The following is a 13,189-nucleotide window of genomic DNA, read 5'->3' as shown; positions in this document are numbered from 1 at the left end:
GCAAAACGAAAGCCCCTCACCACTCCGGCCGGGTGGAATTCATAAACTTGGAGGAGATTTAAATGGCTTACTATGGAGTAGATACCAATACTTCAACCAGTCCCTGTGGAGTAAGTTTCTATATTGGGCAAATAGGTTATGGAACGACATCTAGCATGGAAAATTTTAATACGTCCGCCGCAGATAGTGTAGGTACAAGTAGAACATGGTCGTATTGGTATGTCAATGGTCCACAAAACGATCCAAACTATTCTGCTGAATACTCTGACTCTGATGCAGAAAATTGGGGACAGTTACAGGCTCAAGAGTACACAAATGCTTGGGTAAATAATACTTATGTTGGAGGTGTAACATTATTTGCAGACATTGAACAGGGATATAACGACGAAGGTGGATGGCTGTTAGACGGTACAAGTAATAGTTACAGATTGAATTACTATGTATATCTTGGTTTTATTGAGTACTGTAAATCCTTTAGTGGGACAAGTGTTGGTGTTTATAGTTCGCCTGGTGAGTGGAGTTCAATCATGGGAGATGCAGCGGCCTCACCGGCTGATATTGAATGGATTGCCGATTGGAGTGTAGCTTGCGATGCGTGTCCGACAACTATAACAACCACTTCATTTGGAGCTATTTCACCGACGATATGGCAATTCAGTGGGAGCAATTGTGGATACGATCGTGATTTTGCAACGATGTTACCAGAGTAGATGGTTAAACCATCATAGGCCGTCTTGACCTATGATGGTTTAATTTCAAAATGATAAACGTGAATAATTTCATTATTCATTAGTCCACCACCACTGAGTGCCTCTTTATACATAACCCCAGATTTCACAATAAAGGTTTCAATTCCGGAGCCTGCTAAAGAGCGATTAACAATGTATAATGCTGGTGAGTTTGTCTTGTTATTTATGATATGAATGTCTGAATTCACTATTCCGGAAAAAATAATTTCATAATACCCCTTTTTAGCAGGGAGCACCATAATATCTCCTATGGGTGTATCCCAAGCTGTATAAGGAGATTGTTTCGATGGAGTAAAAAGCTTGTATCTCGAGCTTAAATTATTGATTCTTAAAGGACGATAAACTCCTTTTTTAGCTACACTGGAAATAGGTTCCCCCCATTTAGGATAATTCCACTCAAAAATATTTCTTCCAAACTGAGAAACAAAATGTTTGTAAGTATTTGGAGTAATATTTATATATAGATAAAACCACTTCCTTTTCGCGGGAATAGGAACAGTAACATAGGGCTGAGATGAATTCTGTATAGTAACAGATGTTGCTATAGTAGATTGGTTATTGTGAATAGTCATAAGATTATGCTTTAATTGAAGATGAGCCGTCTCCACATTTTTTGCTTGACTGATTGAATTTCTTAACGTTTGAAAATGGGTTTTGTTATACTTGGAAATTGTATCAGTGTAAGTTTTTCGTGTTTTGTTGGAGGTAATCTTGACTTGTGATGTAGTTTTTATAGTTTGTGGACTATGAATAGACTTATATTGTAAAGAATTTGCTGCACCAGAATTTATCCCACACCCGGTCACCGTCAAACACGTCAATGCAAGCATAGACGCAGTCAGTCCCCAGATTCGTTTTTGCACAAAAACCACCCCTAGTTTCGATTGTTCCCCTGTATAGACGTACCCGCTACACATTTTGTGACAAGAGCATTTTTCCATCCACACGGGTTATCTTCGTGACCGCAGAGCGTGTTCTGTCATCATCGGACGTGCTTACCCCAACGTCCTATTTTGGTTACAATCTCCAAAAACGGAAGTGAACCTACATGCGTATACAGGATACACGCTTTGTGGTGCTGGATACAGAGACGACAGGTCTAGACCCAACCATCCATCGGATTGTGGACATTTCACTGGTCGAGGTGAGCAAAAACGGCATTCGCCCACTCTATCAGACGCTTGTCAATCCCCAACAAACGATACCGCCGGAAGCTTCGGAAGTGCATCACATCACCAATCGACAGGTCAAAGACAAACCCACATGGAAAGAAGTGTGGCCAACCATTCTGACGCATATCCAGGACGCTGTACGGGTGGCCCATAATGCCAAGTTTGATCGGTCTTTCTTGCCGGAAACCCATCGTCCGTGGATCTGTTCCTAGCCTAAGTTTTCAAAATTTGGCGCTTAATTGGCGCTTTTGCTATCAAAAAACATGATACTCTCCTTATAGGGAACGTATTTCTCCACAAAGGAGTGTATTTTTTATGTTGGGGCGCAGTCATATGGGAATTGGCGCAGTGGGTGCTGTCGTGGCCACACCTTTTCTACTCCACGAATCCTGGAAACCCATGCGCCGCCTTCTAAGTCACAGTTGGCGGACGATCCCGCACATGCTCATCTTGCAGGCCATTCTTGTCGCAGCGTTTGTCATCGGCTCACTTTTGCCTGATCTCGATGAACCGAATGCGCTCGCTTCTCGCGATTTGGAGCGCTTCATGGCCTTGCCCGTCTTTGCCTTGTTGGTTGGCATGGTGTTTTTGCTTCACAGAGAAACCTCTCTCGACGCTTGGGGAATGGTTATCGTATTGACGCTTGCCTTTCGGACTTCTCGCAATCTTTCCAGACGTTTGGGATTGGGACTCATTGCGGTACTCCTCGCGTATCTCGCCTGGAAACATCATCTATCTTGGCAGGCGACCATCCCTATCGCTCTTTGGTGTGTAGGCGCCATGTTCTCCAAACATCGTACCTTCACGCACAGTCTTATCGCTGTTTTTTTGCTCGGGTATGGGCTTTGGCACGTCCATACCGTTTTTTCTGACGTACATGTAGCGGTTCTTGGTCTTATGATTGGCTACATCCTGCATCTGATTGCGGATGCCATAGCGGGAGGCGTACCGCTGTTTTGGCCTTGGTCGAAGCGATTGGGGATGCGAATCCTCACTACGGGAAGTGCCTGGGACCATATGATTGGCGGATTGACTGTGTTTGGCTTCCTCGCTCTGGCGTTGTTCTAAGCGTTCCATGGGGCAATGTGTTCGGTCTCTGACGGATCTAATTCCGCTTGAATTGGAAAAGTTGTATCATCAGCATATCTTGAAAGAGTTTCAATCATAAAGGATGAACTGACCATCTTCTCAAGATCAATTCATTGAAGTTCGGATAACCAGGTTATGTTGCAAAGTGTGGATGATGTTTTTAGATTAATTGACGAAAGGTCCAAGGATGCAAAAATAACCATACAAGTAGTTGATTATCCTAACGGCGTACGGGACGTCGTTGGTGCAATAGAATAATAAACGGTTAAAGGAGGGCATCGTGTGCTAATGGCTGAATTGCGCTCGTTGCTGATGGCTGTCATAGCAACGTTCATAGCCCTCATTTTTGCGACTGGAATCTCTTATGCGATTTGTTTTCAGGCAGTGGGTAATCGTCAGAGAATCATGATTTTTTTGAGTGATGTCCTGCGTGGTCTACCCGTGTGGATTATTGGTCTTTGTTTGGGCAGCATTTTATTTCATTCTTACACTTCAAATCGTCAGGCAAATATGGACGAGATACTTTTCTTGGCGGGAATTCTGTTGTTAATCGTTTTGCTGATACCCTTGCTCATCTCAATACTCTGTGAAGGATATTTTCAGATTTCTAACCTGACTCGTGAAGCGGGACTCGGTCTTGGTTTAAGCGAATGGGAGCTAGCCCGTCATGTCTATTTTCCTTTGTTGCGTCCCATTTTCTACAGTGCTCTGCTGATAGGAATTGGGCGAGCATTTTGTGAAACCGTCGCACTTTGGATGCTTTTTTTTGCCCATTTTCCTTCTACTTGGTTTATGGATGTGAATGCAGGCGTTCGGATAGTGGCGGATGCACTGTTTTCGCATGGCAAGTTATCATCACTCATGCGCACAGCAGGGCTGCCTTTACTTAGTTTTTTCATCATCATTGCCTTGACTCAGAGTCTTTCACATTGGCTCATCCGCAGAAGTCTTTTAATGAAGTTGATTGAGAGGAAGCAGATATGATGGAAGCAGAAAGATTGCGTCGTAAGCGCAATCGCAGGGCGGCAATCGTGTCTAGCGGTATGGTCTGGCTGCTGGCAGTCCTGTTTGTTGTAATCATACTTTTGGTTTATGTGCAAGCAGGGACATCACTCGTTTGGCTCGGTGGACGAGCCTGGCCAGATTTTTTTATGGTAATGGAGTATATGGGGTTGCTTTTTGGCAGTTTGTGTTTTTCAATACCGTTTGCCTTTTTCTTAGCAGTTTATTACAAAGAATATCGCGCAGTCTCCACGTCTGTTTGGCTTCAATACGTGTTACAAATTTGGGCAGGATTGCCGGGGGTCCTTTTTAGTTATGTGTTGGGTGTGATCATTTTCCAAAGAACTCAAGGACATTTGGTTGTCGCCTTATTCTTGGCAGGATGGCTGTATTTGATTCCACATCTCAGTCAGCTTTGGATGGCAAGTTTGGCGAGGGTGCCGGAGAGTGAGCGTGAGGGAGCGTTGGCCCTGGGAATTCGCCGCATGCAAATTGTATGGCATCTACTTTTGCCGTCGACTAAAAATTGGATGTTGGGTGCTGCAGGTATTGTTTATCTTCAGTCTTTGGCCGATCTCGGTCTTTGGTTATTCATTACCCCATTTTTCCAAAAAGCTGGTCCAAAGTTGGGAATATGGTATAGTCAATTACTTTTACCTCATTTGCAACAGCAGGAACGATTGGGGATATGGTTTGTGGCCAGCTTGTTTTTAACTATTCATCTTTTGACGCAGATTTTCGTTCGAGTTTGGCTTTGGAAGTTTCGTAAGATGTCTACCATGCATTCTCGCTTTTTTCTGAATGTTGACCATGAATGATGAAACATTCATCAGCCAAATCGTCCAGCAATATAATCTTCCGTTCTTCTATCCGATGGTTTGGTGAAAAGTAGTGAAGTGTCTCCCCATTCAACCAGTTCTCCGTCTAGAAAAAAGGCTGTAGTATCGGCAATCCGCGCCGCTTGTTGCAAATTATGCGTGACAATCACGATGGTGAGGTCTTTTTTGATTTGTTCCATTAACTCTTCAATTTGTAAGGTTGAGACCGGATCGAGTGCAGAGGCGGGCTCGTCAAGCAGCAGTACATCGGGCTCCAAAGCTAACGCTCTAGCAATGCAAAGTCTTTGTTGCTGACCCAGACTGAGGACAAGTGCATTTTGATTGAGTTTGTCTTTGACTTCATCCCATAAGCCAGCGACGCGCAAACTTCTTTCAGCTCGCTCTCGTAATTGGCGATGGTTACGCATGCCGCCTAGGCGCAACGCCAAAGTGAGATTATCAAAAATAGAAAGTGTAGGAAAGGGATTGGGTTCACGAAAGACCATACCTATGCGCCTTCGTACTTCTGTAGCCGGCATTTGATAAATAGAGCTTTCTTCTAAAAAAATATCACCAGTTACGCGTGCGCCGGGGACGGTTTCATGCATTCGGTTGAGACAGCGAATAAAGGTTGATTTACCACACCCGGAAGGTCCAATGATGGCAGTGATTTGGTTGGCTGACAGATCCATATGAATATGTTTGAGCACCAATTGGTCACTGAACCAAGCGTTAATATTTTGTACATGAAGCGACTTTGCCAAACTGAATCCCCCTACAGCGAAACTAGCATATTTGCAAGTCTGTCACATAGTTTGAAAAAGGACAAGATAGAATAATCAGTTGAAAAAAGTAGGAGGGATAGGCAGTGAAAAGATGGATAGGCCGGATTTTGCTCATTTTGTTTGCCTTATTGGTTGGCGTGCAATCTTGGTGGATTGCCTGGGTAGGAGTTTTTAACCAAATTCCTCAGCTTACTGGAGATGGCGGGGGAGGTGTATTGCTTGCTTTTTGGCTGCTGCTAGGTTCCCTGCTTTCCTTGAAATGGCGCTGGCCAGTGATTGTTTGCTGTCTGCTCGCTTCTATAGATGGGGTTTTATGCGGTCAAATCTATCAGGATAATATGCAATACGTTTACGCTGCTGGGGCGTTGATTGCAGCCTGTGTTTTTTCGTGGAGTTTGTTTACCAATTATAAAAGTGCCAAACTGTCTCCACAAGATCTCCATATACTGAAAAAACCATTTTAACTTCCCGAGATTGGACAGACGATATACTGCGGATGAATCAAGAAAAAACAGGGAATGATAGAGAAAACAAGTGCGTCTGTCCAAGGTCGCCATTTAGATTGTACGGCCTTGCAGTTGGCTCGGGAAGCGGGGCATCCAGCATGTGTGGTATATGTGGAACAATTGAACGATCTGGAAAACATGCGCAACAAGATATGTTGCTTGCTATGACAAGATCTATGGTACATCGAGGTCCGGATGAGGAAGGAATTTATTTGGATAAAGAAGCAGGTCTTGGTTTTCGCCGTTTGTCGATTGTCGATTTAGCGCATGGTCATCAACCTATGACTAATGAAGATCAATCGGTTTGGGTAGTTTTTAATGGTGAAATATACAATCATAAGAATTTGCGCAAAGATTTAATCCATCGTGGACATCAATTGAAGACTGAATCAGATACAGAGGTATTGGTTCATTTATATGAAGAACATGGCGTGGAAATGGTTCATCTTCTGCGTGGCATGTTTGCTTTTGCCATTTGGGATGTTCGTAAAAGAGAAATGGTTTTGGCGCGGGATCGGTTTGGGATCAAGCCTCTATATTATACGCACAGTCCAAACGGCCTACTTTTTGCTTCTGAAATGCGTTCTTTACTGGCTTCAGGGCAAATCAACCGCCAATTAAACCATCAGGCCTTATGGGACTATTTAACATTTCAATATGTTCCAGATCCACAAACCATATTGGCAGATGTACAAAAGCTTCCTCCGGGTCATTATTTGCGTTATCGGCAAGGAAATATTGATATGACCCGATATTTTACACCTCGTTTTTTGGAAAGAGAAGATTGGACAGAAAGTGAGCATGTTGATCGCGTTCGACAATCACTCGAAGATTCTGTTCGTTTACATCTTCAGGCTGATGTACCTTATGGAGCGTTTCTGTCCAGTGGCGTTGATTCCAGTTCAATTGTGGCTTTGATGAAAAAATACGATACAGAGGTAAAAACTTTCTCCGTAGGATTTAACGATGCGAGTGGCTGGTATAACGAGTTAGCGTCTGCCAGAGATACAGCTCGAGCATTGGGTACAGAGCATCGTGAAATTTCTGTTTCTGCAGCGCAATTTGCGGAAAGATTGCCAGAGATTCTCGAGGCGCTGGATGAGCCGATAGCAGACGTAAGCGCCTGTGCTCTTTACTTTGTAGCGGAATTGGCTGCAGAAGATGTTAAAGTTGTGCTCTCTGGTGAGGGGGCTGACGAATTATTTGCGGGTTATCCAATCTATCATGAACCGCGATCGCTCAAAATGTTTTCGCAGTTTCCTTCCTGGGTATTACGAGCTATTGGCGGCGTTGCTGGAAGACTGCCGGCGGGACTCAAGGGTCGAGGGTTTCTTGAACGTGGAAGTTTGCCTTTGGAAAGACGATTTGTCGGCAATGCCAAAATTTTTTCTGAAGAAGCAAAGTCTATGCTTATGGAACAATTTTTCCGGACGCACTCATCTTTTCATGTGACCGATCCGGTTTATCAAGCGTTTGCCGATTTACCTGAAATTACACGCATGCAGTTAATTGATATGCATACTTGGTTGCCGGGCGATATTTTGATGAAAGCGGACAAAATGACAATGGCGCATTCTATCGAATTGCGAGTTCCTTTTTTGGATAATCAGGTATTGGAAGCGGCTTCAGCTATACCTGAATCCATGCGCATTCAGGGCCGCACAACCAAAGCTATTTTGCGCAAGGCCGTTCGTGATCTGTTGCCAGAAAACGTCGTTTCGCGCCCTAAGCTAGGTTTTCCTGTTCCTGTTTCCACTTGGTTGGCGGGCAGTATGGGGGAAACGGCGCTAGAGTGGATTGTGGAGAGTCCATTGATGGATTGGCTTTCTAAGAATGAGGTGGAATCTTTATTCCGTCGCCATCAAGAAGGTGAACGTCATTTATGGCGCGAGTTGTGGACGCTTGTGACGATGGCAGCTTGGCTCAATCATTTCCTTCAGCCAAAGAGTGTGAGCAGCGATTATTCAATGGTTGGAGCGCAGCAGTCTTTGACGGTTGGCTGGTAATAAAGGAAATTGCTTGACTGGTCAAGGACTGTCTAAACTTGTAGAATGGAATGCGGTTAGCATTTTATTTCTGCATCAAGTGGAAGGGAGTCTCCAGACATGCGTAGCAGCCGAAACCAAGTCATGGCCAGACGAATACGCAGCAGAAAATCGGCTCGGTGGCGCATTGGTGTGCTTACAGGAGTTGCTGCAGTGGTATTTGGGGCAGCTTGGACGGTTTTCGGTGCACCGTTAGCGCATTCCACGGTTCCCAGTGTTGTCAAAACTAAACAGCCAAAATTAATTTCAAAAAAGACAAAACCGAGATTGCCAACGATGAGTGAAGCTTTGCAAAAATTATATGCAGAGCCATTGCCGGCTTCTGCCTTATTGAATGTACCTGCAATATCCCAATTGCCGCAGCTTCCTGATGGTTGCGAAATGACAAGTTTGTCTATGCTTTTGTCAGCTGCGGGTCATCCAACAAGCAAAATGTGGCTGGCTGCTCATATGCCAGTTGATCCTACACCTTTGCGCACGAATGCAGAAGGCCAGCCTGTATATTGGGGAAATCCTAATGTCGGCTTTGTGGGAGATGTCTATACGGATACAGATGGTTACGGGATTTATAACGGTCCTGTAACGAAGTTTTTAAATCAAATATTGCCGGGACGTGCGCTGAACCTGACGGGTAAACCGTTTCGTGATGATTTGGCGACGGTTGCGTCAGGTCGACCAGTTGTCCTCTGGACCACGGCCACTTTTCAGCCGACAGACGACTGGGTAACTTGGCAGAGTCCTGAAGGCCCTGTTCATGCTACTTTTGAAGAACACGCCGTTTTGCTGGTAGGATATAAAGGGGATACACTTTATATTAACAATCCATTAAATGGGGAGAAAGACCAGGCTGTAAACAAAGAAGCTTTTCTCGAAGCCTGGGATCAATTGGGGCATCAGGCTGTCACATATACACCGCAGAGCGTCAAAAGCCTGCTGAGCAGAGACGGGGTGTAAAGATGTCCTATCGACTCTTGATTGTCGATGATGAACCTAAAGTAGTGGATGTCATGCGTTCTTTTTTGGAAGGCGAAGGATTCCTGGTAGAAGCAGCATACAGTGGCACAGAAGCGTTACATAAGATTGAACAGAGTTCGCCTGATCTAGTCGTACTCGACTGGATGCTTCCAGGAATGAGTGGGTTAGAAGTATGTCGTGAGCTGAGAAAAAGCTCAAACATTGGGATTATTATGGTGACAGCCAAATCAGAAGAAGCTGACAAAGTCGTTGGACTCGAAGTTGGGGCTGATGACTACTTGGCCAAGCCGTTTTCATTGCGTGAATTGTCAGCTCGCATTAAATCTATCTTGCGTCGTATGGGCGGCGAATTTGAGGAAGAGCGTGTTCTGGAACGCGGAGATATTCGTATTGATGTTGCCAAGTATCAAGTATGGAAGGGGAATCAGGAAGTACAACTAACACCCACGGAGTTTAAGATTCTTCTCACACTTGCAGAAAAACCAGGAGTTGTATATACGCGTTTACAACTGTTGAAAGCCGCAATGGGAGAAGAATATCTGAATTATGAACGGACAGTGGACACTCATATCAGTCATGTACGCCAGAAGTTGGAGGACTCTCCTGCACAGCCCGTCTATATTCAAACAGTATACGGTATAGGATATCGTTTTGGGGAAGCGAAGGCGTGAAACTGCGATCGAAAATATCCGGTTTGCTTGGAATCCTCGTTCTCTTTATGGCGACTGTATTCTATCTGATCTCACATGTCTTTATTATCCCTCTCTTCAGCGAATATGTGCGTGCAGCCGAACATGGAGAAGCCGAGCAATGGGCTCGCTCTCTTGCTTATTATTACACTTCGCATGGTAATAGTTGGGATGGTGTCGGGCAGTTTGCAGAAGGTGTGCTCATGCAATCCGATATTGCCCATCCTAATAATTATGTAGAAAAAGTAGCTGTATACACACCTGAAGGTAAACCCATTACGTCTGTGGTTCGTGAGGGAGACCATTCTGAGCACATGGACAGCGACGATGCGGAGCTTATTGACGCCAATGGTATGGTGGCTGACATTTGGGTGGGCAATAAGCCAGTTGGTCAAGTTCGCGTCGTGGATGCGGGTGCGGACAGTCTTCAGGATGTACAAATGAGAGTCTTGCGCCTCATGGATATGGCAACCCTCGGTGGTGGACTGGCTGCTGCAGTTTTTGCTCTCTTGCTAGGCTTTGTGTTTGCTAGTCGATTGACAAAACCGCTGCAATCGTTGGTTCAGGGAATCGCCCGCATAGGTCGAGGCGAGAGTGGTGTACGGGTTGTCATTGCCAGTCATGATGAAATAGGTCATGTAGCCGAACAATTAAATTATATGGCGGAAAAGTTGGAGCAGCTGGAAGCGGCTCGCAAACGCTTGGTTGCAGATGTGGCTCATGAATTGCGTACACCACTGACCGTCATGGAAGGTCAGTTGGAACTGATTCAGCAGGGAGTGATTCAGCCTTCTGATCAGACTCTTCTGCCTATATTGGATGAAGTGATGCGCTTGTCTCGTCTCGTCGATGATTTGCATCAGCTGAATCTTGCAGACGGTGGAGTTCTCAAATTAAATTGTACAGAGGCCGATCTCGTTGCCATATTGCGCAGAATTATGGATAATTTTTTGTATGAAGCTGCGGAAGAACAGGTTCGATTACGCCTGACGACTTCTGCGAATGAACTTGTAACTTATATGGATGCCAGCCGGATTACCCAGGTGTTTGTCAATCTTCTTGGCAACGCTTTGAGACATTGTCCGCCTGGCGGGGCTGTGGATGTTCAAGTGCTGGAAACACCGCAGAATATCGTTTGCATAGTTACGGATGATGGACCTGGCATCCCAAGCGGTGATTTGCCGCACATTTTTGATCGATTTTATCGAGGGGATGAATCGAGATCGCGCGAATCAGGTGGGATGGGGCTGGGGTTGGCAATAGCTCGAGAATTTGTGCAAGCTCACGGCGGGACGTTACTTGCTGCTAATCATCCTTCTCGAGGCGCTCAATTTACAATGACTTTGCCCAAACAATTGCGGAGCAAAGTAGAAGGTTGACGACCTATTCATTGCATGGTACCATCCACATACTCCCCCGATGAAAGGGGACATTTTGGATGGGGCCATCAAATTTTAGCGTCTATTCTCTATTGATTGTTTCTTTGCTGGCAGTTTCAGTGCCGTTGCTCGTCTCACGTATGAAAGCCATCCGCATTCCCATTGTGGTAGGCGAGATTATTGCTGGAGTCATTGTTGGCAATAGTGGCTTTCATTTAATTCAGCAAAGTGAATGGTTGCAATTTTTGCAATTTTTCGGTTTAGCTTACCTCATGTTTGTATCCGGGCTGGAGATTGATTTTGCAGCCCTGCGTCCTACAAACGAAACCTATAAACGCTCCCTGTCAGGCTGGCTGACTTCTGCTCCTGTTTTTGCCGTCCTGACATCTGTCATCACACTGGGACTTTCCTACCTTCTGTCAGAACGTCTGTATTTTTTACATATGATTCGCAGTCCATTGCTGCTGTCTTTAATTATTACAACCACATCGTTGACAGTGGTTGTACCCGTGCTGAAGGAATATGGGTTAACCAGCCATCCTTTGGGGGGCCGTATTATGGCCGCTGCTGTAATGGCTGATTTTGTAACCATGTTGCTTATCTCTGTGGCTGTCTCGTTATACAAGGGTGGGCTTTCGCCAAGTGTTCTGTTGGTATTTGTGCTTATTCTCATTCTTCTTTTACTTTATCGTTTATTCCGCCGCTTTTCAGGTATAGCCGCATTCCGGAATTTAGCACATGGCACAGCTCAACTCGGAATTCGCGCTTCGTTATCGTTGATGATGATTTTTATTGTTCTCTCTGAAACACTCGGCGTTCAAGTCATTCTTGGCACCTTTTTGGCAGGCATGTTGGTAGGACTGGTGAACCCTCGCGAGCGGTCAGATGTGCGAAGCAAGCTGGACGCTATTGGCTTTGGATTTTTGATCCCGATTTTTTTCATTATGGTTGGCGTGGATTTTAATTTCCGTTCTTTGCTGCACGACCCTAAAGCGTTGCTTTTACTGCCAATTTTGTTCGTGGCCACTTACCTCTTTAAAGGATTGCCGGCGATTCTCCTGAGATTGCGCTATCCATGGCCGGAAACTTTAGCGGGTAGTGCTCTTTTAACGACACAAATGAGCGTTACAGTGGCAGCCGCCGCTGTAGGGCTGAAAATTGGCGCAATCAGTCAGGGAGTGGATACGGCTATCATCCTGGTAGCTATGTTGACATCCGTCATCTCACCCATAGCCTTTGGAAAATTACTGCCAAAGCATGTGCAAGAGACGAAAAAATCGCTATGGATTATTGGTGAATCTGCGGGGGCTCAACTTTTGGTGGAACAAGCTCGGGAACGAGGTGAGGATGTAAGATGGATCCAGCCGCATGTTGGATTAGAGAACGAAGTCACTTTGGAGGAAATCGCTAAAAAGAATATCGGAGAAGAGGCGGGTTATATTTCCGGTATGGTTCTTTATACCGAGATCGACCAACTCAATCTTACATTTGCCAAAGAAGCTGCTAAAGCAGGTATTCAACCTGTTATATGCCTGGTCCGTGATATGGCACTTTACCAAGAAAATCGCGATGAGACGGAATTTGTGGTTGTACAGCCGCAATTTGCCGCCGTTTCGCTCGTCGATCAGCTGGTACACTATCCGATTTCTACGCAGTTTCTTAAAGCACCAGCATCTCTGCAAATTCAGGAAATTCCGTTGCAAAATCGCGTGCTGCATCAACAACGTTTAATGAAAATCAATTTGCCGGGTCGACTGCTGATTCTATCGATTGTCCGCGATGGTGAGCAGATTGTAGCGCATGGTGAAACAGAATTGCATGTAGGTGACATTTTGATTGTGGTCGGCAGCCGTGAAGACATTGAAGCGTTTCATGTCATGGCAGGTGTGAGCTATTCCGGGAGAGATAAGAACATCAGCCGACCGTGGTTGAAAGAGTAAGTCAATCAGGAACTTTGATTGGATTGCTAAAAACAGTGAA

At 45.1% G+C, this 13,189-nt stretch carries 13 protein-coding genes; 11 read left to right on the top strand and 2 right to left on the bottom strand.

The window, feature by feature from the left end:
- Positions 1-62: 62 nt before the first annotated feature.
- Positions 63-710, top strand: a complete 648-nt coding sequence (locus tag BUA75_RS12950) for a glycoside hydrolase family 25 domain-containing protein (RefSeq protein WP_072875015.1) — start codon at positions 63-65, stop codon at positions 708-710.
- Positions 711-739: 29 nt separating this feature from the next.
- On the opposite strand, the gene BUA75_RS12945 is transcribed toward BUA75_RS12950, so the two are convergent.
- Positions 740-1,612 (bottom strand): hypothetical protein, encoded by an 873-nt coding sequence (locus BUA75_RS12945; protein ID WP_072875014.1) that lies wholly within the window; start codon positions 1,610-1,612, stop codon positions 740-742.
- Positions 1,613-1,797: 185 nt separating this feature from the next.
- On the opposite strand from BUA75_RS12945, the gene BUA75_RS12940 reads away from it, so the two are divergent.
- The 4 genes from BUA75_RS12940 to BUA75_RS12925 all read left to right on the top strand — a co-directional run bounded on the left by BUA75_RS12940 (position 1,798) and on the right by BUA75_RS12925 (position 4,830).
- A complete protein-coding gene (locus BUA75_RS12940; protein WP_072875013.1) occupies positions 1,798-2,133 on the top strand; it encodes a 3'-5' exonuclease in 336 nt (111 codons plus the stop codon).
- 103 nt (positions 2,134-2,236) lie between these two features.
- Complete coding sequence (locus tag BUA75_RS12935; protein WP_072875012.1) at positions 2,237-2,989, top strand: metal-dependent hydrolase; 753 nt, start codon at positions 2,237-2,239, stop codon at positions 2,987-2,989.
- Positions 2,990-3,292: 303 nt separating this feature from the next.
- Entirely contained in the window at positions 3,293-3,994 is a 702-nt protein-coding gene (locus tag BUA75_RS12930; protein WP_072875011.1) for an ABC transporter permease subunit, read from the top strand.
- On the top strand, positions 3,991-4,830 hold the full coding sequence (locus BUA75_RS12925) for an ABC transporter permease (RefSeq protein WP_083574343.1): 840 nt from the start codon (positions 3,991-3,993) through the stop codon (positions 4,828-4,830). The genes BUA75_RS12930 and BUA75_RS12925 overlap by 4 nt, the downstream gene beginning before the upstream one ends.
- Before the next feature lie 11 nt (positions 4,831-4,841).
- On the opposite strand, the gene pstB is transcribed toward BUA75_RS12925, so the two are convergent.
- Positions 4,842-5,594, bottom strand: coding sequence for a phosphate ABC transporter ATP-binding protein PstB (pstB, locus tag BUA75_RS12920; RefSeq protein ID WP_072875009.1), 753 nt, complete (start codon positions 5,592-5,594; stop codon positions 4,842-4,844).
- A 104-nt stretch (positions 5,595-5,698) separates the two neighbouring features.
- Here pstB and BUA75_RS12915 point away from each other — a divergent pair, with 104 nt between their 5' ends.
- The 6 genes from BUA75_RS12915 (at position 5,699) to BUA75_RS12890 (ending at position 13,149) form a co-directional block, all read left to right on the top strand.
- Positions 5,699-6,079, top strand: coding sequence for a hypothetical protein (locus BUA75_RS12915; protein ID WP_072875008.1), 381 nt, complete (start codon positions 5,699-5,701; stop codon positions 6,077-6,079).
- 140 nt (positions 6,080-6,219) lie between these two features.
- Positions 6,220-8,127: an asparagine synthase (glutamine-hydrolyzing) gene (asnB, locus tag BUA75_RS12910; RefSeq protein ID WP_072875007.1), complete on the top strand. Its 1,908-nt coding sequence runs from the start codon at positions 6,220-6,222 to the stop codon at positions 8,125-8,127.
- A gap of 99 nt (positions 8,128-8,226) precedes the next feature.
- The gene (locus BUA75_RS12905) at positions 8,227-9,120 is read left to right on the top strand and encodes a C39 family peptidase (protein ID WP_083574342.1); all 894 of its coding nucleotides are present in this window, start codon (positions 8,227-8,229) and stop codon (positions 9,118-9,120) included.
- A 2-nt stretch (positions 9,121-9,122) separates the two neighbouring features.
- Positions 9,123-9,812 carry a response regulator transcription factor gene (locus tag BUA75_RS12900; RefSeq protein WP_072875006.1) on the top strand — a complete coding sequence of 230 codons (690 nt, stop codon included), beginning with the start codon at positions 9,123-9,125 and terminating at the stop codon, positions 9,810-9,812.
- Positions 9,809-11,209, top strand: a complete 1,401-nt coding sequence (locus BUA75_RS12895; protein ID WP_072875005.1) for a sensor histidine kinase — start codon at positions 9,809-9,811, stop codon at positions 11,207-11,209. The genes BUA75_RS12900 and BUA75_RS12895 overlap by 4 nt, the downstream gene beginning before the upstream one ends.
- Before the next feature lie 59 nt (positions 11,210-11,268).
- Positions 11,269-13,149 (top strand): cation:proton antiporter domain-containing protein, encoded by a 1,881-nt coding sequence (locus BUA75_RS12890; protein ID WP_072875004.1) that lies wholly within the window; start codon positions 11,269-11,271, stop codon positions 13,147-13,149.
- Positions 13,150-13,189 lie beyond the last annotated feature (40 nt).

Origin of the sequence: Alicyclobacillus tolerans, from assembly GCF_900142255.1 — a bacterium.
Taxonomy (GTDB): Bacteria; Bacillota; Bacilli; order Alicyclobacillales; family Alicyclobacillaceae; genus Alicyclobacillus_I; species Alicyclobacillus_I tolerans.
This window is presented reverse-complemented; position numbering and strand designations above follow the sequence as displayed.